Below are 22,809 nucleotides of genomic sequence, written 5' to 3'. Positions count from 1 at the left end.
CCATGCGCCTTGTCTCCCATCCGGTTCTGTGCAATTACTATCTGACCTATCGCTGCAATGCGACGTGTAGTTTCTGCGATATCTGGGAGCGCCCTTCACCTTACGTCACCCTCGACAATGCCCGGCAGAACCTGCGGGATCTCAAAAAATTAGGCGTTCGGGTTATTGATTTTACCGGGGGCGAACCGTTGCTGCATCGGCAATTGCCCGAACTGCTCCGCGAAGCCAAACAACTGGGCTTTATTACCACCCTCACCACCAACGCGCTGCTGTACCCGAAACTGGCCGAACGACTGCGTGGTCTGGTGGATATGCTGCACTTCTCGCTCGACTCGCCGGTAGGTGCCGAGCATGATCAGTCGCGCGGGGTCAAGTGCTTCGATAAGGTGATGGAGTCGATTGCCATAGCCCGAAAACTGGGCGAACGGCCGGATATTTTGTTCACCGTCTTTACCCATAACGTGCATCAAATCGGTCAGATGTACGAGGAAATATGCCGCCCCAACGACCTCGTTCTCATCCTGAATCCGGTATTCGACTACAACACCGTTGAAACGGGGGGAAGCCTCTCGGAAGATGCTTTACAACAGTTATCTGCCTGGGGTAAGCAGAAAATGGTTTACCTGAACGAAGGATTCATTCAACTCCGGCGGGATGGGGGTAATCATATCGAAAAGCCTGTTTGCCGGGCGGGTAGCACCACCATCGTCATTTCTCCCGAGAATAAACTGGTGCTTCCGTGCTATCACCTGGGCCTGAAGGATTTCACGATAGCCAATAACCTGTACGAACTGTACAAGTCGGCCGAAGTGCAGAAATTGGTAGCCCTGGAGGGGCGCTTACCTGCCTGCGAGGGATGCGCTATCAACTGCTACATGCAGCCATCCTTTGCTGTTGAAACCAGTAAATACTTCTGGCAGGCATTACCCAGTACGCTCCGGTATAACTGGGTAAAAGGTACCTGGAAACAGTTGTTTTAATTAGCGTTTCATAATCTTCCGAGAAATAGATCGCTCGCCAAGACTAACCCGCAGAATGTAAATTCCCGGTGTCAGGCTACCCATACCAATGACCTGCTCATGCTGCCTTGCTGCCCGGTTGAACACCAGTTTGTGCATAATCCGTCCGTTTATATCGGTCATTTCAACCGTTGGTGAGGTAAGGTCACTGGTCTGGACAACGACCTGTAATCGGTCATCGACCGGGCTGGGGAAGGTTGTCAATTGGAAGTCGGTATCTGAATAAGAGGCCGTTGCGGTTAAAAGTCCACCGGCCAGGCCCTGAATGGCTGGCTCGTAGGGTGGAGTAACGCCGGGTGTACCGGGCAGGTCGTCGACAAACAGCGTAATCTCCTGCGTTGTCTGGCTAATCAGAACACTATTCCGATACTCGTTTATGATAAGGGCAACACTGTACAAGCCCACTTCGACGGGCGCATCCCAAACCAACTCCCCGGTACGGCTGTTGAGTTTGAACGTGCCCCGGCGAGTGGCATCATTAGGATACTGATAGGAGGAAACAGCCTGCCCCGTACAGGACTGGCTACTGCTCAGTGTGGTTAGTGGTTTTGCCAAGCCATAGGTTAAACTGTCGCCTTCAACATCGGTCACTTTCAATAACAGTACTGCTTTACTGTTAACGCCAATGCGAAAACCAGTGGCAGGATAACCGGCTGTTGGCGTTTGGTTAACCGTCGGGGTGTTAGAAGTGAATGTGGTACTTAACGTCAATGGCAGGTCGTTTGCTTGGGGTATTGTTTTATTGACTGACGACCGGTTAGTGATAGACGTTGTCAGCGTATACGTACCTGGCCCGGTGTACGTATGGATTAGTGTGTAGCTGTCGATACTGGCCATTTGCGTATTATTGCCTATCCGACTCGCCCGATAGGCAGTGACTGTAGCACCATCACCCAAACAGATTTGTATGGCATCCATTTGATTGGCGGCTGTTTTTCCAGTAACCTCATCCAGATAAAGTACGGCTGAGATTCGATAGGTGAGTGATGAGCCTGAGATAGGCGTTGCCTGAATATAACCGCCAATCAAGTGAGTTGCCTGTACAGCCTCTACGCTGAGAAATACCAGAAAGAGAAGTAGAACCGTTTTCATGAGTGAGCGGGAAACGTTGTATTTATCCTATAACTGCAAATGGTTAACTAGTCATATACCCCCCGCTAAAAGTTTCGTAAATGGTATTTCCTTACCTTTCTGCTATGGTTTACACCGCTTCTCAAACAGGTCAGTTACCCGTTGACGGTTTCCGTTATCTATTGACATCCCTCGACGATCATGTATTGACCATCACGCTGAACCGGCCTGAAAAAAAGAATGCACTCAATCCGCCCCTGCTGGCCGAATTGGCTTTTGCGCTGGCCCATGCGAACTATACCGCCAATATATGGATGGTGGTGCTGGCTGCTACGGGCGATACTTTTTGCGCCGGTATGGATTTAAAAAGCCTTTCGTCGGGGGATTCGGAGAAGTTTTCGGTTCCAGAACCATCCGGCCCTATTCGGCTGGGCGAGTTGATGGCTGGCCTGTATAAACCCTGTATAGCCAGGGTACAGGGTTCGGTATATGCCGGTGGGTTTTTGCTGGTGGGGGGCAGTACGTACGTCGTTGCGGCTGAGTCGGCCACATTTAGTTTGCCCGAAGTAAAGCGCGGATTATTTCCGTTTCAGGTGCTGGATGTGTTGCTGGACATCATGACCGCCCGCACCGCCCTCGATCTCTGCCTTCGCGCCAAAACACTAACCGCCGTTGATGCCATGGCCGTTGGACTGGTTACCAGTGCTGTACCGACTGATGAACTGGATACCGCTATTATGCAACTAGCCGATGAACTGAAGCAGTTTTCGCCTACGGCGATGCAATTTGGCCTGCGCGCCGTCCAGCAACTAAAAAGTCTGTTACCAGAGCAACGACAGACTTTTTTACAGGATGAGTTTCAGCAACTTCAGCAAACATCCGATGCCAGAGAAGGCATGGCGGCTTTTCTGGAAAAGCGTAAGCCGCAGTGGGGTAAGCCGTAGCTATCAGCTGCTATACCGAACTACTGCATGGGTAAGGTTACATAAAAGCTATCCGCCTTCTTGAACGGAACCGGTAACGCGTACTGGTATTCCTGACTACTTCGCTGCATCGTTAACACCTGGTCCCGGGGAAGCACTTTCACGTCCGATGCCCAGAACTTGGTGTCGATGTGGAATTCCGTTTTAAAATCTTTATCCGTCGAAAGGGTCAGGTAATTACGGAACGTCAGGGGTGATTTGTCGTTATCGTAGGTATACATTTTAACATCGACCGGTTTTTTCCGGTCAACCCAATTCGCTTTTTCCTGCTCAATCGTAAACGTACCGGGCAACTTGAGTGAGCCGTTGGGTACGATGACGAATTGTTGTTTTTCGAGTTTCGTCTGGGGAGGAATAAACCCAACCGCATCATCTCTCGATATTTGCCCACTCATATAGCCAACGGTGTAGCGATTATAGAGGGTTGCGTAGGACGAGGATGAACCAGACAACTGTACATCGGACACATCGCGCCAGTAATCTATCTTATCCTGACCAATGATAAACGACGACCGCTTCCAGTCGATGTACAGTGGCTGATTAAGTTTATTGACAATGGACAGGTGCATCCGACCCCGTTCGCTGGCAAAATTGTACCGTAACGTTAAAGTGTCGTTATCGAGTACCAGCCCCTCCTCAACAGGCTGAACATTGGACCCGCGCAACGTAACTACCTGAATATTGGGGGTGCAACCGGCTAATAGCGTTAGTGAAAAAAGGAGAGAGAAAGCGAATTTCATAGCGTGTTGATTTCTGGTAAATGTACATTAATACCCTCATTGGTGTATCAATGGTTACTTAATTTTTTCAGCCACATTCCATAGGCCTCCCGGTAGGCTACTACAGTTATTCGGGTAGCTGGTTTTTGTTATGTGGAGATTTGGACTAGATAGGTTTCTATCGCCTGATTGGTAGTTTACGAATGCGAAGTTTATTTGCCTCAATAATAATCAGGGCGCCTTCAGTTAGGGGAGTTCCGAGGATTAGCCAATTGACAGTCAGTAGATTGAAAAATATCTCTGCATTGACCTTATCTATCCGAAAGAGAATAACTGATGGTTTCGACGAGCCGAAAAAAGAGAGCAATGTCCCAAAGTCTGTATCGTGGGTCAAAATAAGTTCGTTGCTGTCAATGGCTTCCTGTATAATCAGTAAATCACTGGTGCTGGGGTCCATGCAGAGAGGTAACCATCGATAAGAATGGCCAAGTGAGGCTAACCTGGCTCCAAGTGACGGCGATATATTAACATCAAGCAGAAATTGCATGGGTTAGGCGGCCTCTTGGAGCGGGAAAAAGCTTTCGTGCATCATCTCCGAAGAAAATGATAACGCTTCCAGAATATCGTCACGCTCCAGAAAAGGGAACTCACTGAGCATGGTTTCGTAGGTCATGCCACTACTCAGGTAGGCTAATAGTGAAGTTACCGGAAAACGCATACCGCGTATGCAGGGCTTACCCGTACACACGTCTGGATCAATTGTAATACGGGGATGTCTTGGATGTACGTATTTCATGTCGAGCCATTTTTACAAATTTACGGATAAATGAAATAACACTAGTCTGCACTCTGCAGTGCTTCCAGCCACTTCCCATACGCATCCCGGTAGGCTTCCTGTGCCCGCATGTCAGGCTCGATGGTTTTGGTGACGTGCAGGCCGGTGAACGCTTCCTGCGCGTTTTTGTAGTGGCCCAGTCCCAATCCCGCACCGCGGGCAGCCCCCTGGGCACCGTCGGTATTGTAGAGTTCGATGGTGGCACCAGTAAGGTTAGCCAGCGTATCGCGAAAGAGCGGACTCTGAAACATATTAGCCTCCCCTGCCCGAATCGTTTGCAGCCCAACGCCAACGCTTTCCATGATTTGAATGCCGTAATAGAGGGCAAACACAATGCCTTCCTGCGCGGCCCGAATCAGGTGGGGCAGGCCGTGGCGCGTTAGTTGAAGGCCCTGAAAAGACGCACCGGAATCGGCGTTTTCCAGCATCCGTTCGGCACCGTTGCCGAAGGGTAAACAGAGTAGTCCATCGGCTCCAATGGGGGCTTCGTGGGCCAGTTTGTTCATGTCGGAATAGCTAATGGACCGTTGCAGTACCTGATTTCGTAACCAGCTATTGAGAATGCCGGTGCCATTCACGCACAGCAAAACGCCGTAGCGTGGGGCCTGAGCAGTATTGCTGACGTGCAGGAATGTGTTTACCCGTGATTGTGGATCGTATTTGGCCTGGTCGCTCACGCCATACACTACCCCTGATGTGCCGGCCGTGGCGGCAATCTGACCCGGTTCCAGCACATTCAGCGACCAGGCATTATTGGGTTGATCGCCCGCGCGGTAGGTAACGGGAGTACCGACGGCAAGGCCTAATTCTGCGGCTGCCGACGCGGTAATTTCGCCCTGTGGGGCAAACGTGGGTTTGATGGTAGGTATCAGGGTGGGGTCGAAGCCAAAGTAATCCAGCAGGAAATGTGCAGGCTGATTTTCCTGAAAATCCCAGAAAGCTCCTTCTGATAGACCCGATGCGGTCGTGACAATCTCCCCCGTCATACAGGCTGCGAGGTAATCACCCGGGAGCATGAAATGCGTTGCCTGTGCGTACACGTCAGGCTCGTTATCTTTTACCCAGGCCAGTTTGGCAGCCGTGAAATTGCCCGGCGAGTTGAGCAGGTGGTGGAGCGTATGTTCATGCCCCAGTTTGTCGAAAGCCCGGTTGCCATAGGGAACAGCCCGACTGTCGCACCAGATAATGGACGGGCGAAGCACATTAAAATCTTTATCGACAATAACCAGTCCGTGCATCTGGTAGGAGATGCCGATGGCTTTTACATCGTGGGGCTGGACGTTAGCCTGCTGCATAACGGCTTTACTGGCCCGGCAGGCATTTTTCCACCAGGCTGACGGCTGTTGCTCGGCAAAGCCCGGCTGAGGGGATTCGATGGGCATTTCCGTTTCGGGAAAGAAGGCCGACGCGACGACATGACCACTATCAGCTTCCAGTAAACAGGCTTTGACAGACGAACTGCCGAGATCAAATCCAATAAAATACATGCGGTTGAGGAGTTAGAAAAATCTGTTGCTAAAGTACAACAAGATGCCCAACTTACTCAAGTCTCATACTTTTTGGTGCTTGTGGGCAAAAAGAACCAGTCCTGTCTTTTACGACAGGCGGTTCAGAATAAAACGACGGGCATTCGTATAAAAAATGCCATCTGCAATGCCCGCGGTCTGTTCACCTGAAAGGGTAATACCGATGGTTGCTTGCCGTAAAAGATTGGGGAAAAAATCAATAAACTGCTGACGCAGACGCTGATAGTCCTCAACGGTTAAAGTGCAGGTCACCGGGTTGATCAGTCCATCGAAATCAGATCCCAGACACACCTGCCCGAGGGCTGCTATAGGGTCCAGATGGTGTTGCTGCGCTACATTCATCAGGTGAATGATATGGTTGGCAAAGTACTGAAAATGCGTAAACTGATTGTTCGGCCCGGGCCGCAGATCATCATCGGCCGTATCCTGATTCTGGAGCGCATTGAAGGGGTTTTCCCGTTGGCCCCGTCCATTCCGGCTTAAATCCCCAAAAATGGCTATTTCGGCTGATGAAAGCACATCAATATCCCGCACAAAAGCATCGGCCGCATCGTCCGTTATATTGCGGGGGTTATAGCCAAGAATCCGGCTGTCCATAGAAATACCAACCACCCCTCCCGATTTCAGTATATGCACCAGATCGTCGTCAAAAAGGTTAATACTGGTTGCATTGAAGGCTGTTTGACTGCTTCCGCCAAGGTATTTTTTGGGCTTGGCCACTTCTGCCTGTCGGCTGTCTCCCCTCACGCGTATCGAAACAGAGCGGCTCACGTAGGTATGGTACTCACTAACAGGAATACCGGTGAAACCAGCATGCGTACAGATAATGGGGAACGGGTACCCTTCTGTAGCCATCTGCGTCTGAAAATCGTGCCGGGCTTTCACACTCATGTGCTTGATGTCGATCAAAACTCTTTTTTCCTGGCAATGCCGGATAAGGGTCCAGGCTGCGGGTGATAGGCCATTGCCTGTTGGGAAAAACCGGTTGTCTTCGATAAATTGAATACCGAACGCCTGCCCGCAGAAACCGAAATTCTGAAAGTGGGTCAGATTAATCGAAAAGATGGTAGCTCGTTCAGCGAGCGCATCCAGGTTACGAATCATGATCTGCGCCAGCGTATCAGGGTGGTCGAAGTCCGCCAGCGAATCAACCAGCGAATGACATCCCTCTACGGTGAAGACGGCATTAACGACACCGGCTGTATCTGAAAAGTCGCTGCGCTGGCGTAATGAGCGCAGGCTTAAACCTGAACCGGCACAGGGGTTGAGCATCGTTCGTAGCTCGGCAAGAATTGTCTGAAAAGGAGCGTAAGCAGGGCCAGCCAGTTCGTCGAGCCGGTCGATATTCAGAAATCGGGGAACGCGAACGGAACGCAACAAACGGGCCTGCGTAATAGCAGACTCCGGTGCGTATAGAGCGGCACAAACCAAGCGGACATCGTTGGCTACTAACTGACTCAAATTAGATTGGGAAGACAGGATAAGTCCGAAGTCGGAACAAAGGCGCGGGAGTGGTGGGATGGCTGAGGGCATCAGTAATTCGCACAGCCCTACTGGATTGGTAGAACTGCCAAACTGCGTTTTGAGGGCAGGGTGCAGATGTAGGTCGGAGAAGGGCATGATAACAGGAAGGTGGTTTATTTAAAGTGTTCAAAATTAACGCGTTCGTCAGGAAAAGGACATGGGGGAAATACCCTTTTTACGGCACCCTTTTCCTTTTTCCTATCCCTTTACTTACAGAATCAGGCGGAACCGGTTACCTTGCAATAATACTCTCTTTTTCCTTGTATGATCCGTATTTGTTACCTGCTCTTTGCCCTTCTTTTTATTGCTCAAACGCAACTGGATGCGCAGACTCCTTCCAACTGGACCAACCAGTACTGGCCTGCCCGCTGGCTGGTGCATCCTACAGCTCCTGCCCGGCAGTACGGCATTTTTCACTTCCGCAAAGCCATCGACCTGCCGCAGAAACCCACCCGTTTTGTGGTACATGTATCAGCCGATAATCGCTACCGGCTGTTTGTGAATGGAAAAGCCGTAGCACTGGGTCCCGCCCGGAGCGATACGCAAAACTGGAATTATGAAACCCTTGACCTCACGCCTTTTCTGAAGGCCGGCCGGAATGTGCTGGCGGCACAGGTGTGGTACATGGGCGAGGGCGCCCCTTTTGCCCAGATGAGTTATCAGCTTGGTTTTTTGTTGCAGGGAGATGGTGAAACAGAGAAAATAGTCAACACCGATGCCACCTGGAAAGTGTACCAGAATCCGGCCTATTCGCCCATTAAAAACGATATCCCGAAACTCCGCACCTACATTGTGATGGGGGACGGCGACCGGGTCGATGCCGCTAAATACCCCTGGGGCTGGGAACAGCCAGAATTTGATGATAAACCCTGGGTAGCAGCCAAGGTTTTTGGCTTCCCCACCAAACCGCGCGGCCTGGGTACTGACGGAAACTGGGCACTGGTGCCGCGTACCATTCCTATGATGGCCGAACGCACGACCCGATTGGCAGCCGTTCGGCGGGTGGAGAACAGCACAATGAATAATGACTTTTTGCAGGGGAAAGCGCCTGTCAAAGTACCCGAGAATACCAAAGCCGTTTTTCTGCTTGATAATGGTGTATTGACGAATGCCTATCCCGAACTGACCGTCAGTCGGGGGAAGGATGCCGTTATAACCTTATCGTATGCCGAAGCACTAGTTGACGTTAAAGGTCAGAAGGGCAACCGGAATGAGGTGGAGGGGCGTACGATGCGCGGCTTTGAAGACCAGTTTATTGCCGATGGTAGTGACTCGGCGGGGCGGGGTAGGCGCATTTTTCGTCCGCTCTGGTTTCGCACCTACCGGTATATGCAATTAACGGTAGAAACGAAGAATGACACGCTGGTACTGAATGATTTGGTGGGAAAGTTTACGGGGTACCCGTTTGGAGAAAAAGCGCGTTTTTCGGCTAGTGACAGTACACTTACCCCCATCTGGAACGTGGGCTGGCGAACCGCCCAGCTCTGTGCAGGTGAAACTTACTACGACTGTCCTTATTATGAACAACTGCAATACACCGGCGATACGCGGATTCAGGCGCTGATTTCACTTTACGTGGCGGGTGATGACCGACTGATGCGTAAAGCCATCCAGGATTATGAGCATAGCCGATTCAACGATGGGCTAACGCAAAGCCGCTATCCATCAGCCGATTTTCAGGTGATCCCAACGTTTTCCCTGTTCTGGGTGTGTATGCTTCACGACTACTGGATGCACCGGCAGGACGATGCGTTTATAAAATCCATGCTACCCGGTATGCTGGACGTACTGGACTGGCACGAGCAGCGCATTGCCAAAACCGGCCTGAACGGGCCGCTGGAATGGTGGAATTTTGTGGATTGGGCCGACTGGAAAAATGCGAAACAGGAAATTGCCGGGGGCGTACCCAACGGGGCGCGTACGGGTGGGTCAAGTGTACTGACGCTGCAACAGGCGTACACCTACTTCCGGGCGGGTGATTTACTGGCGCATTATGGACAAAATGAACGCGCCGAGCATTACCGCGCCCTGGGCCGCCAACTGAATAAAGCGGTGTATGAACAGTGCTGGGATGCCGGACGCGGTCTGTTTGCCGATACACCGGAAAAGGACTCGTTCAGCCAGCACGCCAATATTCTGGCCGTTCTGACCGATGCTGTACCCGTTGCGAAGCAAGGGGCTTTGTTGCAGAAAACGATGACGGATACGTCGTTAACACAGGCTACGTTTTACTTTAAATTTTACCTCTTTGAAGCCCTCAAAAAAACGGGCCTTGGCGATCTGTTTATCCCGCAGTTAAAACCCTGGCGCGACATGCTGGCCCTGGGCCTGACTACCTTCGCCGAACAGCCCGAACCGACCCGCTCGGATTGCCACGCCTGGAGTGCGTCGCCCCTGTACGAATTACTGTCCATTACCTGCGGCATTCGCCCCGCCGAACCCGGTTTTACTTCCGTCAACATTGAACCATCGCTCGGTGATTTGACCACGGTGGAAGGAAAAATGCCGCATCCATTGGGTGAAATTGCCGTGCAGTTCCAGAAAACCGCGACGGGAGGCCTGACGGGCAACGTAACGCTGCCCGAAAAACTCGCGGGTACATTACACTGGAAGGGCAAAACGGTGGTGCTAAAAGGTGGTCTGCAGACGGTGAGTTTGTAAGGAAGATATCGTTTCGCTATTTTGACGTGTCCTGACAAAACATAGTATCTACAGAAAGGGTCTACTGCTGAATGATACGTTATGCTTTTGAACGAATGATACGGATGCAGATTCGGGCACAACGTGGAAAGTAATATCTTCAATCAAAATCGTATTTCGGGCGGGTTGGGCTACCAGATTAAGGAGAATTTTAAACTGGAACTGAATTATTTGAGCCGGATTTTACAGCATGCCGAACCTGACCCCATAACCAGCAAGGCAATCTTTGATCAGGATACCGGCTTCCGGCTGAATATCAGCTATGATTTTGATTTTAGTGCCCCAAAGTGAGTGTCTAAAACATTTTTGCGCCCACAATCTGCCCGGTATCCGTACGCTGAACATACACCAGTACGGCCGTCTGGCCTGAGGGAAGGTCGGTCGGTAGCAGTAGTGACGCAATACCGGTTTTGCCTGATTCGTCAATCATTTTGAACTGCCGTACCACGTTCGTACTGACCAGTGTTCGACCCCCGTTTTCTCCATTTTTGACGGGTGTGCGAGCCTCTTTTTGCACCAGAGCTACATTAACGCGGTATGGTCCGGCGGTTGAGAGGGTGTAGTTGACCGTCACTTGTTTGGCGTCCTGACTAACAGTACCATCAACACTGACAAACGCTGTCGCCGGTTGTTTTTGAATGGTTTGAATGGTCTGCTCAATGCGGTCCCGTTGTCCACCAATGACAGCCTGTTTCCCGTTGATGATGAGCTGGGGTGTGTACGTCTGAGTTTTCAGTGCCCGGTCGTACTGACGCTGACGATCCGTAAATTGCCTGGCGCTGAACGGATCCTGCCAGCCCAGCCGATTCCAGTAATCGACATGAAAGGACAGACCATAGACCCCCTGACCAGAGCGGGCAGCCTGCTGAGTTATTTCCTGTAAGGCCTTATCGGCGGGTGGGCAACTGGAGCAGCCCTGCGACGTAAACAATTCCAGGACCACAACGGGTTGAGCCACGGGTTTATCGGCAGGCGGATTGATTTCCATACCAACAGTTATCAGAAGCATGAGTAAGTAGTTCATAACGAGTTGAGTTTACATTACAGGCCAACGTAATAGTCATAACCCCGTTCGGCCCAGAAATCCCGGGGGCGCGTATCCGAAAAGAACATCCGGCCAATGCGTTTCAGGTTTTTCACCCCATACTTAACCGGGATAATTAATCGTATTGGTGCACCATGCGGGGCCGAAATAGGTTGACCGTTCAGTTCATAGGCCAGCAGCGTTTGGGGGTGCATGGCACTTTCCATGTCGATACCTACATAGTAGCCCTTATCGGGCGTTTCCATGCCCACGTAGCTATACAGATCGTCAGTGCTTTCCGGGTTGGGGGCATCACCACTTTTTGTGCCCAGTTTGTATTTCGCCATGAAATCGGATAGGCGGACCCCGCCCCAGTGCTGCACCTGACTCCAACCCTCAATGCACTTGAACTCATATACGATTTCGTGCTTTGGCAGTGCTTTTACATCATCCATCGTAAGAAGTAAAGGAGCGCCCTGCGCCCGGTCAATCTGTAGTTTCCAGTCTTCCGGCAGGGGAGTCTTTAAGCCGTCATAGCCATTGGTACGAGGCTTTTTTGCGGCTTCTTCAACCGGAAAAGTGGCTACCAGGTGGGTATTGCTAAAGTACGTTTTGGCGATGGCCGCATTGGCATCCAGCACGCGCCGAAGTGGTTTACGGGCACCGTATAACTTAGGGCTATTGGTAATCCATTCGTATACGCCAAGCGGTATGGCTGCCGCCAGCGCAAATAGACTGAAGGAAGTAATCATGCGTCGCCGGGCCATCGATTCGGGTACATCACTTTCGGGCAGGTTTGGCTCTTTTATCTGGCTCATGCTGGTAGCGGGTTTGGCGTTGGGGAGGGGGCAACAGGATCCGGCATGCCGGGCGATTCGGGTGTTACGGGCGGGTCGCTGCGTTTGATAAACTCAAACCCTGTTACCATCGACTGGAAGTTTTGCCAGCCCGCCCGAATAACCTGGCCTATGTGAACAAAAAAGAACAGGACGTAGCCAATGGTTAAAATAAAGTGCTCTAAACGGGCTGCTTTATAACCACCGAGCAACCCCGTCAGCCACGAAAACTGGGCGGGCTTATAGATGGCAAATCCCGTCAGTACTGAGCCAACGCCCATGAGCATAATGGAGAAATAAGCAATCTTCTGGGCGCCATTGTATTTGATAAATGGGGGCTGGGTTTTGCGAAGGCCAAGATCATAAAGCGTTACGGCAATGGCTTCGCGGAACGAATTTTTGTTAGGGACCAGATGCCGCCATTCGCCCGAAATAAAGGTGTATCCGATGTACAGTAATCCGTTCAGCATAAATAACCACATGAACACCCAGTGCCATGCCATGCCCTCGGCCAGCCGAAAAGGAACGTTCAGGAACTTATAGAGTCCGTCCGGAAAGAAAGACAGGAGCGTATAACTGCCAACGCTGATTTTGTAGGGATCGTAGGCCCAGTAAATCAGGAGACCACTCCAGATCATAACGAATAGAACTGGGAAGTTGATCCAGTGAAACCACCGAATGGCTAAAGGGTGTTTATGAACGATTCGTTTCATGGGCAAAGGCGGGTTTAGAGCGAAATATACGCCTAATTTCGGGGAAAAATTTGTACGAGATACAATTGATAACAGTAAGCCAAAATGTGGTTTTTGCCCTGCTGACAAAGAAAGCAGGGCAAAAACCACGTAGCTAAGCCGCTACTTCTTCCAGCGCCGGGGCCGCCGGGAAATCTACCGGAATTTGAGTAATGGCATGCAGATAATTGGAAATAATCTTGTCGCCAATCATCAACACCAGATCGACAATGGCAGGCTGAGCATAACCAGCCGCAATGAACGCATCAACTACCTCACTGGCTTGGTGACCTTTTGACTCGGTAATAGCTTTGGCTAATTTAACCAGCGCGTCCAGCTTATGATCAAAGTCGGCGTATCCGGCGCGGAGTTGCAGAATTTGCTCATCGGTAAAACCGTTCATCTTGCCCAGTGCCGTATGAGCAGCCAGACAATATACGCAGTTGTTTACCTGCGATACGACCAGATTAATCGCTTCGCGCTCTTTAGCTTTGAAAGCTCCTTTCGTCTGACTTTGCTGAAAGGCCAGATAAGCCCCCAGCCCATTTTCGGAAAGCCCGAAGGTGGCGTATAGGTTGGGGACGAAGCCTAAACCTTTTTGAATAGTATCGAAAAGGGCCTGATTTTGGGCCGAGACCCGATTCCGGGTTGGTACGCTGAACGTTGCCATTGGTAGGTTGTTTTGGTTTGCCTTATTGACAATGCAAAGGTGCAGCCCCAAAACACGTTCTGAAATGGCCGTACTTCCCGCTCTGTTATCAATTTTTCCCGATAGGGGAGCGTAGAGCAAAGGGTGTATAGATTGGATAGTCCATCCCGGGTTTTTGTCGTGTTGCCCCGCGTTCCACGCCCAGGCCCCCTTTGCCCTACGCCCCCAGCCCCAGGCCTGTTGATTTAAACGTCGACGGCGGTACCCCGGTTTGCTTTTTAAAGAATCGACTAAAGTGAGCAACCTCGTCAAATCCCAGTTCAAACCCAATTTCTTTGGTCGACTTATCAGTGTAGAGCAGCAACCGTCGGGCTTCCATTGTAATTCGTTCATGAATAGCCTGCAATGGGCTTTGCTGGTTATATAGCGCGAATAGGTTGGAAAGGGTTTTAGGCGATTTGTTCAATAGATTGGCATAGTCGCTCACGGCGTGAAGTTTTCGGAAGTGTGTTTCAACCAGTAAATTGAATCGGCGAATGATGGTAAGGTCTGGTTCTGTTAGTTTGTTATTTATAAATTGATCTTTTGTCAGCCGGGTCAGCTTAATAATTAGTCGTTTCAATAGCATGCGAAGCATCTCCCCCTGAATGGAATCGTGGGTAGAAAACTCATCATCGAAAACCATCAGTAATGCCTCAAATTTTCGTCTTTCCCGGTCGGCCAGATGAAGAAACAACGGCAAAGAGGCACCATAAAAAAGAAGTCCGACGCATGATACTTCTCTATCGTGGTCAACGATGCAGTAAAACTCCCGATTGAATTGCCAGGCGATGATCGTTTCTGGATGGCTGAAGGTGAAGGATTGATGTACCACCAGGGGTAGTACCGTTTGTTCTGGAAACATGTAGTCGATGCCGTCAATAGTTACGGTCTGGTCTGCCCCCTGATTCCAGGCAATGGTCAATAGCCGGCTGTTTCGCTCCAGAAAGAGCTGCCGGATAAAACTGGGTTCATGAACAATCAGGTTTAAAACTCCCTTCGTTTGGGACTCGTGGTATGAATGACGCATATAACCAATAGATTACTATCCCTAACGTATTTATGGGTTGGAAAGTAGCACAGAACGATCATTGACAGAAAGCTACAGCTTGCGTAATTGATCGTTTATCTTTGTCAACTAAATTTTTTACCGGACTTACTTTATGACCCTTCAAACGCTCGATACAGGGTTCTTTAAACTGGATGGCGGTGCCATGTTTGGTGTGGTGCCCAAGGTACTTTGGCAACATCTTAATCCCGCCGATGAACAAAATCGCTGTACCTGGGCCATGCGCTGTTTGCTCTATGAACAGGATAGCCGGCTGCTACTTGTCGACACCGGCATTGGCACCAAACAATCAAACAAGTTCTTCGGTCACTATGACCTGCATGGCACGGCCTCGCTAACTGACTCAATTCATCGGGCAGGTTACTCAGAAAATGAAATAACCGACGTGTTGCTCACCCACCTGCATTTCGATCATGTGGGGGGTGCCGTACTCCGTTTGGGCGACCAGCTAAGCCCCGCTTTCCCAAATGCAACGTATTGGGTCCACCCGGCTCACTGGCAGTGGGCAGTCAATCCAAATCCACGGGAAAAAGCGTCTTTCCTGCCCGAGAATATCCTGCCTTTGCAGGAAAGCGGGCAACTACAGTTCCTAACGCAAAAGCCGTTCCCATTTTCCGATATCGAGTTTCGGTACGTGGATGGCCATACCGAAAAAATGGCGTTGCCTTTGTTCCATATCAAGGGCCGCACAATAGCCTATATGGCTGACCTGATTCCATCGTCGGCGCACGTTCCACTGCCTTACGTAATGAGTTACGATGTTCGTCCCCTGCTAACGATGGATGAGAAAACGTCCCTACTGAAACAGGCAGCTCAGGAAAACTGGCTGTTACTATTTGAACACGACCCTATTATAGAAGCCGCTACCGTTGAAATGACGGATAAAGGCGTGCGAATAGGGCAGCAGGGAAAGCTGGCGGAGTTTTTGTGATTAGTGCAAGTGGGGCAAAGGGAATAGGATTTGGTAGTTACCTTCTTATTTTCTGTAACTTTCCCCCTTCCCTTTGCCCTGGACCTTAAGCCCCAGCCCCCAAACCAAAAGATACCACGCACCGTTATAAAGCCAATAAACTGAAACGTATGAAAATAGGGTTGGTTTTATCGGGGGGCGGAGCGCGGGGTATCGCCCATCTGGGTGTTATAAAAGCCCTCAGTGAAATGGGCATTCACTTCGATCAAATAGCTGGAACCAGTGCCGGTGCCATTGTGGGTGCTTTACTAGCGCAGGGGTACACCCCGGATGAGAGCTTGAAAATTATTGAATCGTCCTCGTTTGTACGACATCTGCGACCCGCCTGGAACCGTATGGGGTTATTACGACTGGATGCAATAGCCGATTTATACCGAAAATACATTCCGCACGATTCGTTTGAGGGATTGCAAATACCCCTGCATGTAGTGGCGGTTGACCTGAACGCAGGTGAGCAGGTCATTTTTGACCGGGGGGAGCTAATTCGTCCCGTGCTGGCATCCTGTTGTTTGCCTGGTATTTTTGAACCGTTCCTGATTAACAAACGCCAGTTTGTCGATGGAGGAGTCCTGAACAACCTGCCAGTAGATATCATCGAACACAAAGTGGATCTTCTAATCGGGTCACATTGTAATCCACTTGGTACGTCTAAACCCATTCGTTCCATGCGGGGGGTCATTGAGCGGAGCATTATTCTGGCAGTCCAGAGCAAAACAAGGGAAAAGTTTACCCGTTGTAACGTATTGCTTGAGCCAACTGATTTAAGTGGGTACGGCCCGGCAGATGTTGGTAAAGCGCGGGAACTGTTCCGGATTGGTTATCAATACACCCGGTCTATGGCTGCCGATATAGAAAAAGCACTCGACACTGCCACGGTTGAGCAATGATAAGACATCGTACCATAATTAGTGTAAAAACGGACGCCCGACTTTTCAGTCGGGCGTCCGTTTTTATGGAAAGGTTGAATTTGAAGGTGTAGTCAAGTTTCCGGGGTAGACGAATATATTCCCCCTGGCGTTAACGTGGTTCCGTTTTCCCGAATTAATCATATTGCTCGGTAAATGATTAAGTATTTTTACGGATGATATTTTTGTCTGCCGAGTAAGTATAACTAAAGCACGAGATAATCCAGAACCGAATAATATTTTACTAATTAGCCATAGGTAAGAATAATATGGCTGTTATTAAATTAGTAAGGCTTATACTTGGTAAGTATAAGCCTTTTATTAATTTTGCACTCAATGCACTCTTATCTTAACTTATCTTAACTAAATTATGAGGAAAATTCTACTGGTGAGTATGCTTATCGTGTGCTCACTCTGGGTTCCTGCATGGGCTCAGGAGCGAACAATTACGGGTAGAGTAACAGCCGCCGAAGATGGTACCCCAATTCCCGGAGCCTCTATTCTGCTGAAAGGAACAACTAAGGGGGCTAACTCCGATGCTGACGGTTTTTATTCCATCAGCGTACCGGGCACGGGGGGGACATTAGTTTTTAGTTTCGTTGGAGCCGCTACTCAGGAAGTGGCCATTGGTAACCGCGCTAAGCTCGAAGTCGAATTAAAGAACGACTCTAAGCAATTGGGCGAAGTGGTAGTAACTGCTCTGGGCCAGCAGCGTGAAAAGAAGGCTCTTGCTTACGCCATCACCACAGTGAAGGGCGATCTTCTTCAACAACGTTCAGAACCAGACCCCTTGCGGGCATTATCCGGTAAAGTACCCGGCGTAAACATTATTGCCGGTGGTGGTGCCCCCGGTCAGGCTACCAAAATCAATATCCGCGGTAATAACTCCTTTGCGGGTAATAACCAGCCCCTGTTTGTGGTGGATGGTATTCCCTTCGATAACTCCTCCAATGGTGCCGGGGCTGACTACGCCAGCAACTCGGTTGTGTCGAACCGGGCTTATGATATTGATCCGAACAATATCGAGGCTATGACCGTACTGAAAGGGGCGGCAGCATCTGCGTTGTATGGTTCACGGGCGGCAAACGGGGTAATTGTCATCACGACCAAGGCAGGCAGTAAATCAGCCCGCAAAGGCTTGGAAGTTACGTACTCAAGCTCGTACTCGGTGGAGAAAATATCTACCGTTCCCAATTATCAGGACACCTACACGCAGGGGTCTAACCAGCAGTATAACGGTGGATTCATCGGCAACTGGGGTACGGTATTCCCGTCGGAAGTTGACCGGGTTAATGCTACTTTAGGCTTCGACCGCTACTCGAAAACAATTCAGGATGGGTATCCAGAAGGCACAGTGCCTAACCCCATTGTGGGCGTACCCTACACGGCTGCCCGGTATAAGAGCGTGTTCCCGGAATTTCTGGATGCCAGCGGGAATGCAGTACCAGTACCTTTACAGCCCTACGACATTATCGGTGGCTTTTTCAAGCAGGGTAAGGTAGCCGAAAATTCGATTAACATCAGTTCTACCGGCGACAAGACTTCATTGAATGCCGGTATTTCCCGTTTACGGAACGACGGTATTATTCCGAACTCGTTTACGGAGCGTACCTCGCTTAACTTCGGTGGTAATGCTACCCTGGTCAATGGCCTCAATGTGTCGGGTAACGTAAACTACGTAAATACCAATCAGCAAAGCCCTCAGTCGGGTGCTTCGTTTTTTACCGATTATAGTTCCGGGTCGAGCGGCTCTATTTATGACCGCCTGTTTTACCTGCCCCGTAACTACAACCTGAGCGGCTACCCGTTCGAGAACCCGGTAGATGGCTCGAATGTGTTTTACCGGGCGCTGGACAACCCGCTCTGGACGGCCAAGTATAACCTGTACACCTCTAAGGTAAACCGGGTATATGGCAACATGGCCCTGACGTATGACGTAACGCCCTGGCTGAACCTGACCGCTCGCGGTGGAGTAAACACCTATCACGAAACGCGTCACAACAATATCCGTCCGGGCGGTACCGCTATTCCATTAGGAGCTATCACAAAAACGGAACTGACCAACACAGAGACGGACCTTACTTTTCTGGCTACGGCTACCAAAGAGATTGGTGAGCGTTTTTCGGCCCGCCTGCTGGTAGGACTTAACCTCAACGAGCGTACGTACCAGCAGTCCCGGTTGTTTGGTAGTCAGGTTATTGACCCTACTGTGTTGACAATAGGAGGCACGCTTAGTCAATCGGCCGATGAACTAAATCGGAAGCGTCGGCTATTCGGTATTTTTGGTGAACTGTCGTTATCCTACAATAACTATCTGTACTTAACGGCTAGTGTGCGGAACGATCACTCGTCAACCCTGCCAATTGCTAACAATAGCTATTACTATCCGGCTGTATCGACCTCGTTTGTCTTTACGGACGCGTTCAACCTACCAAAAAACATCCTGAACTTTGGTAAGCTGCGGGCTAACTATGCTACGGTGGGTAAAGATGCTGACCCGTACAATGTGTACACGGCATATGACCTGGGTCGTACATACGTAAATGCAACCCCATATTCGATAGCTACCTTACCCAATCAACTGAACAACGCCAACCTAAAGCCGGAATTCACCACAGAAACCGAAGTAGGGGCAGAGTTACAGTTCTTCAACAGTCGGATAAACCTCGATTTTGCGTATTTCTATCGGAAATCGACGGACCTGATCGTATCACGCCGGATTCCGGCGGCTACGGGCTTCTACAACGAAGTGACTAACGCCGGTCAAATCGATAACAAGGGCATTGAAATTGCCCTGACGCTAGTGCCGTTGCGGCTGGCTAACGGATTTGAGTGGTCTATTACAAGTGCTTTCACCCGGCTACGCTCCAACGTAGTAAGTGCCGGTCCGGCCGGTGAAATCTTCCTCGGTGGTACGGGCCTTTCCTCGCTCGGTACCCTTCATCGGGAAGGGTCTCCCTTCGGGCAGATTTATGGTACAGTGAATGCCCGCAGTGAAGATGGTAAATTACTCATCAACCCTACTTCGGGTTTGCCGTTTACGCTGCCAGGATCGCAGATTCTGGGTAATCCGGCCCCCAACTTCACGCTGGGTATTACCAACAACTTCTCCTGGAAGGGTTTCAACCTGTCGGCACTGATCGACTACCGGCAGGGTGGCAAAATCTTCTCAGCTACGGCGGCTTCGCTGCTGTTGCGAGGTCAGTTGAAAGACTCGGAAGATCGGGAAGGGTTGCGCGTAATTCCGGGTGTATATGGTGATCCAGCTACGTACAAGGCCATCTTAGATGAAAATGGTAAACAGCAGCCAAACACTATACCAATGACGGCTTTCCAGTACCACTTCTCGAACGGATTTGGTGCCTACGGAGCAGATGAGACGAACGTATACGAGACGACGGTAATTCGCTTGCGTGAAGTTGTTTTAGGATATACTTTACCAAAGGCGTTCCTGAAAAAGTACACGAAAGTGTTTGGTAGTCTGCGTGTTTCGGCATCGGGTCGTAACCTGTGGTTTGTGGCTCCCAACATGCTCAAAGGGCTTAACTTCGACCCCGAAGTACTGTCGAGCTATCCGGACCTGAACATTCAGGGCTTCGATTTGGGAGCTGCTCCCTCCACGCGCCGGTTTGGTATCAACGTATCGGCTTCTTTCTAATCAATCCGACTTGACTTACTAAAAAATGAAACATACTTTTTTTAAATCGCTCCTGTTTGGTGGGTGCGTGGCCTTAGTTAGTGCCTGTAGCATTACCGAACTCGATATCAATCAGGACCCCAACAAGCCATCGGCAGCAGCGTTAAAACTGCTGCTACCAACGGCAGAACTGGCCGCTACCAATTCAATGGTGCAGGTAGTGAGTGATGCAGGGGGATTTGCCGGGCTGCGCAACAGTGCCGACAATTACAACCTGACTAACAACTCATATAACGGAACCTGGAATTCCTTCTACCGGAGTATGCAGAACGTGGAGGAAATACTGAAAGCAACGGACGATGGCAAGAGTCCCATTTATCGGGGCATTGCGATGGTGCTTAAAGCGTATGCCGTCGGGAACATGGTCGATCAGTTCGGCGATATTCCCTACTCCGAAGCCTGGAAGGGTAATATTCCCGGTACGGATAAAGCCGTTAAGTTCGACAAAGACGTGGCCATTTATGAGAATATAATCAAACTCTGCGACCAGGCCGTTGTTGAATTAGCGAAACCACAGGCCGTAGCCGTAGCCAGCGATTTTATTGGAGCCGGTAGTGCTGCTACCTGGACCCGTTTAGCCAAGACGGTTAAACTCCGGTTGCTGTTCAATTCGCGCAAAGGTCGCGCAACGGGAAATGCTGACCTGAAGGCCGCCTTCGATGCGGGTGGCTTTATCACTACCCCTGCCCAGAACTTCGTTTATCAGTATTCGACGCAGATTTCGCCACAGGACGACCGGCACCCGCTGTTTCAGGGACCTTATACCGGTACGGGTGATGCGACCTACATCAACCATCAGTTGATGGGCGAAATGATTCTGAACATGGACCCGCGTCTGCCATTTTACTTCTACCGGCAAACCAGTGCCACGCTCGATCCATCGAACCCAACTGACCGGGGTACTATCCCTTTCGGGGGCACTTACCTGCCCCTGCGTCCGGCTTTCCTGGCCGAATACAAGCGGGTATTCTATAACGATACGCAGGACCCAACAAAAGCAGACATTGCTTATTTATCGGGATTTTTTGGCCGGGACCGGGGAGATAATACGGGTGCACCGGCTGATGGTGCGCTGCGTGCTACGCCGGGTGCTTACCCAGCTGGTGGTTTCTATTCGGGCCGGGAGACTCCAGCTAAAACGCTGACGGGTAACAATCCAGGTGGTAATGGTATATGGCCGCTGATTACAAGCTGGAACATTAAGTTTTATCAGGTCGAAGCTATCCTGGACGGAACCGGTGTAACCGGTGATGCCAAAGCCCTGTTTGAAGCCGCCATGCGCGAGCAAATTGCACTGGTAGTAAGCGTTAGTCAGAAAGCCGATTCAAGATCAGTGGCCCCTACTGACAAAGCTATTACTGATTATGTAAATGCCTGGCTGAAACTATACGATGCCGCTCTGAGCGATCAGGCCAAACTGAACGTAGTAGCCAAGCAGGTATGGTTTTCTTCGTATGGTCAGGGACAGGAAATCTGGAATATGATGCGCCGGACGGGTTATCCCGTGCAGGGGCCCTTCAAGCAGTTCTCGGTCGGTATTCAGCCTCCTATTCTGAAACCACCCCGTCAGTACGCTCTGCGGTTGCCTTACCCAGCTCAGGAGGGTAATTTGAACCCGAATGCTGCTACCTACGTGGCAAACGTCATCTTCGACCGTGACCCGGTGTTCTGGGACAAGACAAAATATAAGTGGGAATTTTAATCACTCATTCTCGTTCAGCCGGTTTGTCATTCATAACCGGCTGAACAAACCAATACTTGTATGAAAAAACTAATTACTTACGCGCTCTCTTTCGGCATGGTAGCCGTGCTGGGATGCCGCGATGAATCGTTGAACCCGGTACCAGGCTGGGAATCAGGCGTACATGCTTACACGGCTTTTGCGGATGTAGCTGAGCCAGCTAAAAATTCGTCGAGCCGGAAAAATTCGCTGGCATATGCGGCTAACTTCCCCAAAACGGGGCAGGATGTTGATGCCGCCAAAGTGAATTTCAAAATCCGCTGGGTATCACTCGATAATGTATTGACGGTTAGCAAGGCTGAGGTTTATGTAGAAATGCTGGACTATTACAGCGATGCTGACGGTAACCCCAAAACGGCTTCGCTGGGTCCCAAACTCATTAAAACCATTAGTCCGGCAGCGGCTAACCGGCAGTATAGCACGTTTAGTATCTCGCCTACTGAGATTTATAATGTCTACAAAGATGCTACCTTCAAGTACGACAAGGTAAACGCGGTAAAGGTGTTTGCGAATCCGGCTAACCCACGCCCCACCGGTAAGTGGTTTAATGGAACCGAAGATTTCGTTATTACCTGGAAGCTATACACTGCTGACGGTAAGGTATTCACTACATGGAACCCTGACAGTGTTTGTGGCGATACGACTCCTTTCTCAGACGCGGCAGCTAACTGCCAGTTGGTTTTTGATGTAAAGTAAGATGCTGGTATATAGTTTTTGATAAAAGAAGCAGACCATATGGTTTGCTTCTTTTATTTTTAAAGATTCAATAAT

20 protein-coding genes are annotated in these 22,809 nt (G+C 50.2%); 9 read left to right on the top strand and 11 right to left on the bottom strand.

The annotated features are described in order from the left end of the window. Nucleotides 1-2 precede the first annotated feature (2 nt). Nucleotides 3-980, top strand: a complete 978-nt coding sequence (locus tag B157_RS0102120; protein WP_020601734.1) for a radical SAM protein — start codon at nucleotides 3-5, stop codon at nucleotides 978-980. Here the strand turns inward: B157_RS0102120 and B157_RS0102115 are convergent, their stop codons facing one another. After that, on the bottom strand, nucleotides 981-2,111 hold the full coding sequence (locus tag B157_RS0102115; RefSeq protein ID WP_020601733.1) for a T9SS type A sorting domain-containing protein: 1,131 nt from the start codon (nucleotides 2,109-2,111) through the stop codon (nucleotides 981-983). 104 nt (nucleotides 2,112-2,215) lie between these two features. On the opposite strand from B157_RS0102115, the gene B157_RS0102110 reads away from it, so the two are divergent. After that, nucleotides 2,216-3,034: an enoyl-CoA hydratase-related protein gene (locus B157_RS0102110; RefSeq protein ID WP_026308421.1), complete on the top strand. Its 819-nt coding sequence runs from the start codon at nucleotides 2,216-2,218 to the stop codon at nucleotides 3,032-3,034. 20 nt (nucleotides 3,035-3,054) lie between these two features. Here the strand turns inward: B157_RS0102110 and B157_RS0102105 are convergent, their stop codons facing one another. The 5 genes from B157_RS0102105 to B157_RS0102085 all read right to left on the bottom strand — a co-directional run bounded on the left by B157_RS0102105 (nucleotide 3,055) and on the right by B157_RS0102085 (nucleotide 7,773). Beyond that, complete coding sequence (locus B157_RS0102105) at nucleotides 3,055-3,813, bottom strand: hypothetical protein (RefSeq protein WP_020601731.1); 759 nt, start codon at nucleotides 3,811-3,813, stop codon at nucleotides 3,055-3,057. Between the two features lie 157 nt (nucleotides 3,814-3,970). Beyond that, the gene (locus B157_RS40365; protein WP_169521645.1) at nucleotides 3,971-4,339 is read right to left on the bottom strand and encodes a DUF5615 family PIN-like protein; all 369 of its coding nucleotides are present in this window, start codon (nucleotides 4,337-4,339) and stop codon (nucleotides 3,971-3,973) included. 3 nt (nucleotides 4,340-4,342) lie between these two features. Beyond that, nucleotides 4,343-4,588 carry a DUF433 domain-containing protein gene (locus B157_RS0102095; RefSeq protein ID WP_026308420.1) on the bottom strand — a complete coding sequence of 82 codons (246 nt, stop codon included), beginning with the start codon at nucleotides 4,586-4,588 and terminating at the stop codon, nucleotides 4,343-4,345. 41 nt (nucleotides 4,589-4,629) lie between these two features. Further along, nucleotides 4,630-6,114 carry a xylulokinase gene (locus B157_RS0102090; protein ID WP_020601728.1) on the bottom strand — a complete coding sequence of 495 codons (1,485 nt, stop codon included), beginning with the start codon at nucleotides 6,112-6,114 and terminating at the stop codon, nucleotides 4,630-4,632. Between the two features lie 108 nt (nucleotides 6,115-6,222). Next, entirely contained in the window at nucleotides 6,223-7,773 is a 1,551-nt protein-coding gene (locus B157_RS0102085) for a membrane dipeptidase (RefSeq protein WP_020601727.1), read from the bottom strand. A gap of 168 nt (nucleotides 7,774-7,941) precedes the next feature. Between B157_RS0102085 and B157_RS0102080 the strand changes: the two genes are divergently transcribed. Together B157_RS0102080 and B157_RS0102075 are read left to right on the top strand one after the other, a co-directional pair. Further along, nucleotides 7,942-10,338, top strand: a complete 2,397-nt coding sequence (locus B157_RS0102080) for an alpha-L-rhamnosidase-related protein (protein ID WP_020601726.1) — start codon at nucleotides 7,942-7,944, stop codon at nucleotides 10,336-10,338. A 123-nt stretch (nucleotides 10,339-10,461) separates the two neighbouring features. Then, nucleotides 10,462-10,668, top strand: coding sequence for a DUF2490 domain-containing protein (locus B157_RS0102075; protein WP_020601725.1), 207 nt, complete (start codon nucleotides 10,462-10,464; stop codon nucleotides 10,666-10,668). 4 nt (nucleotides 10,669-10,672) lie between these two features. On the opposite strand, the gene B157_RS0102070 is transcribed toward B157_RS0102075, so the two are convergent. The 5 genes from B157_RS0102070 to B157_RS0102050 form a co-directional block, all read right to left on the bottom strand. Next, nucleotides 10,673-11,401 carry a DUF1223 domain-containing protein gene (locus B157_RS0102070; protein ID WP_020601724.1) on the bottom strand — a complete coding sequence of 243 codons (729 nt, stop codon included), beginning with the start codon at nucleotides 11,399-11,401 and terminating at the stop codon, nucleotides 10,673-10,675. 17 nt (nucleotides 11,402-11,418) lie between these two features. After that, nucleotides 11,419-12,219, bottom strand: a complete 801-nt coding sequence (locus B157_RS0102065; RefSeq protein ID WP_020601723.1) for a molybdopterin-dependent oxidoreductase — start codon at nucleotides 12,217-12,219, stop codon at nucleotides 11,419-11,421. Then, the gene (locus tag B157_RS0102060) at nucleotides 12,216-12,950 is read right to left on the bottom strand and encodes a cytochrome b/b6 domain-containing protein (RefSeq protein ID WP_020601722.1); all 735 of its coding nucleotides are present in this window, start codon (nucleotides 12,948-12,950) and stop codon (nucleotides 12,216-12,218) included. The genes B157_RS0102065 and B157_RS0102060 overlap by 4 nt, the downstream gene beginning before the upstream one ends. Before the next feature lie 133 nt (nucleotides 12,951-13,083). Further along, nucleotides 13,084-13,638 (bottom strand): carboxymuconolactone decarboxylase family protein, encoded by a 555-nt coding sequence (locus B157_RS0102055; protein ID WP_020601721.1) that lies wholly within the window; start codon nucleotides 13,636-13,638, stop codon nucleotides 13,084-13,086. A 196-nt stretch (nucleotides 13,639-13,834) separates the two neighbouring features. Then, the gene (locus tag B157_RS0102050) at nucleotides 13,835-14,686 is read right to left on the bottom strand and encodes an AraC family transcriptional regulator (RefSeq protein ID WP_020601720.1); all 852 of its coding nucleotides are present in this window, start codon (nucleotides 14,684-14,686) and stop codon (nucleotides 13,835-13,837) included. A 133-nt stretch (nucleotides 14,687-14,819) separates the two neighbouring features. Here B157_RS0102050 and B157_RS0102045 point away from each other — a divergent pair, with 133 nt between their 5' ends. From B157_RS0102045 to B157_RS0102025, 5 genes are all read left to right on the top strand, one after another. After that, the gene (locus B157_RS0102045) at nucleotides 14,820-15,656 is read left to right on the top strand and encodes an MBL fold metallo-hydrolase (protein ID WP_020601719.1); all 837 of its coding nucleotides are present in this window, start codon (nucleotides 14,820-14,822) and stop codon (nucleotides 15,654-15,656) included. Between the two features lie 149 nt (nucleotides 15,657-15,805). Then, the gene (locus B157_RS0102040) at nucleotides 15,806-16,582 is read left to right on the top strand and encodes a patatin-like phospholipase family protein (RefSeq protein WP_020601718.1); all 777 of its coding nucleotides are present in this window, start codon (nucleotides 15,806-15,808) and stop codon (nucleotides 16,580-16,582) included. Between the two features lie 388 nt (nucleotides 16,583-16,970). Continuing rightward, entirely contained in the window at nucleotides 16,971-20,258 is a 3,288-nt protein-coding gene (locus B157_RS0102035; RefSeq protein WP_020601717.1) for a SusC/RagA family TonB-linked outer membrane protein, read from the top strand. Nucleotides 20,259-20,283: 25 nt separating this feature from the next. Beyond that, nucleotides 20,284-21,999 (top strand): SusD/RagB family nutrient-binding outer membrane lipoprotein, encoded by a 1,716-nt coding sequence (locus B157_RS0102030; protein ID WP_020601716.1) that lies wholly within the window; start codon nucleotides 20,284-20,286, stop codon nucleotides 21,997-21,999. Between the two features lie 60 nt (nucleotides 22,000-22,059). Further along, nucleotides 22,060-22,734 carry a hypothetical protein gene (locus B157_RS0102025; protein WP_020601715.1) on the top strand — a complete coding sequence of 225 codons (675 nt, stop codon included), beginning with the start codon at nucleotides 22,060-22,062 and terminating at the stop codon, nucleotides 22,732-22,734. Nucleotides 22,735-22,809 lie beyond the last annotated feature (75 nt).

This window comes from Spirosoma spitsbergense DSM 19989 (assembly GCF_000374085.1).
In the GTDB taxonomy this organism is placed as follows: Bacteria; Bacteroidota; Bacteroidia; order Cytophagales; family Spirosomataceae; genus Spirosoma; species Spirosoma spitsbergense.
Note: the sequence above shows the minus strand (reverse complement) of the source record. Positions and strands in the feature narration are given on the sequence as shown.

Excerpts from the sequence above, each read along its gene's own strand:
- B157_RS0102115 (WP_020601733.1), bottom strand. The coding sequence starts at position 2,111 with ATGAAAACGGTTCTACTTCTCTTTCTGGTATTTCTCAGCGTAGAGGCT.
- B157_RS0102045 (WP_020601719.1), top strand. The coding sequence starts at position 14,820 with ATGACCCTTCAAACGCTCGATACAGGGTTCTTTAAACTGGATGGCGGT.
- B157_RS0102060 (WP_020601722.1), bottom strand. The coding sequence starts at position 12,950 with ATGAAACGAATCGTTCATAAACACCCTTTAGCCATTCGGTGGTTTCAC.
- B157_RS0102025 (WP_020601715.1), top strand. The coding sequence starts at position 22,060 with ATGAAAAAACTAATTACTTACGCGCTCTCTTTCGGCATGGTAGCCGTG.
- B157_RS0102105 (WP_020601731.1), bottom strand. The coding sequence starts at position 3,813 with ATGAAATTCGCTTTCTCTCTCCTTTTTTCACTAACGCTATTAGCCGGT.
- B157_RS0102035 (WP_020601717.1), top strand. The coding sequence starts at position 16,971 with ATGAGGAAAATTCTACTGGTGAGTATGCTTATCGTGTGCTCACTCTGG.
- B157_RS0102085 (WP_020601727.1), bottom strand. The coding sequence starts at position 7,773 with ATGCCCTTCTCCGACCTACATCTGCACCCTGCCCTCAAAACGCAGTTT.
- B157_RS0102040 (WP_020601718.1), top strand. The coding sequence starts at position 15,806 with ATGAAAATAGGGTTGGTTTTATCGGGGGGCGGAGCGCGGGGTATCGCC.
- B157_RS0102110 (WP_026308421.1), top strand. The coding sequence starts at position 2,216 with ATGGTTTACACCGCTTCTCAAACAGGTCAGTTACCCGTTGACGGTTTC.
- B157_RS40365 (WP_169521645.1), bottom strand. The coding sequence starts at position 4,339 with ATGCAATTTCTGCTTGATGTTAATATATCGCCGTCACTTGGAGCCAGG.
- B157_RS0102055 (WP_020601721.1), bottom strand. The coding sequence starts at position 13,638 with ATGGCAACGTTCAGCGTACCAACCCGGAATCGGGTCTCGGCCCAAAAT.
- B157_RS0102050 (WP_020601720.1), bottom strand. The coding sequence starts at position 14,686 with ATGCGTCATTCATACCACGAGTCCCAAACGAAGGGAGTTTTAAACCTG.
- B157_RS0102030 (WP_020601716.1), top strand. The coding sequence starts at position 20,284 with ATGAAACATACTTTTTTTAAATCGCTCCTGTTTGGTGGGTGCGTGGCC.
- B157_RS0102120 (WP_020601734.1), top strand. The coding sequence starts at position 3 with ATGCGCCTTGTCTCCCATCCGGTTCTGTGCAATTACTATCTGACCTAT.
- B157_RS0102095 (WP_026308420.1), bottom strand. The coding sequence starts at position 4,588 with ATGAAATACGTACATCCAAGACATCCCCGTATTACAATTGATCCAGAC.
- B157_RS0102080 (WP_020601726.1), top strand. The coding sequence starts at position 7,942 with ATGATCCGTATTTGTTACCTGCTCTTTGCCCTTCTTTTTATTGCTCAA.
- B157_RS0102070 (WP_020601724.1), bottom strand. The coding sequence starts at position 11,401 with ATGAACTACTTACTCATGCTTCTGATAACTGTTGGTATGGAAATCAAT.
- B157_RS0102065 (WP_020601723.1), bottom strand. The coding sequence starts at position 12,219 with ATGAGCCAGATAAAAGAGCCAAACCTGCCCGAAAGTGATGTACCCGAA.
- B157_RS0102090 (WP_020601728.1), bottom strand. The coding sequence starts at position 6,114 with ATGTATTTTATTGGATTTGATCTCGGCAGTTCGTCTGTCAAAGCCTGT.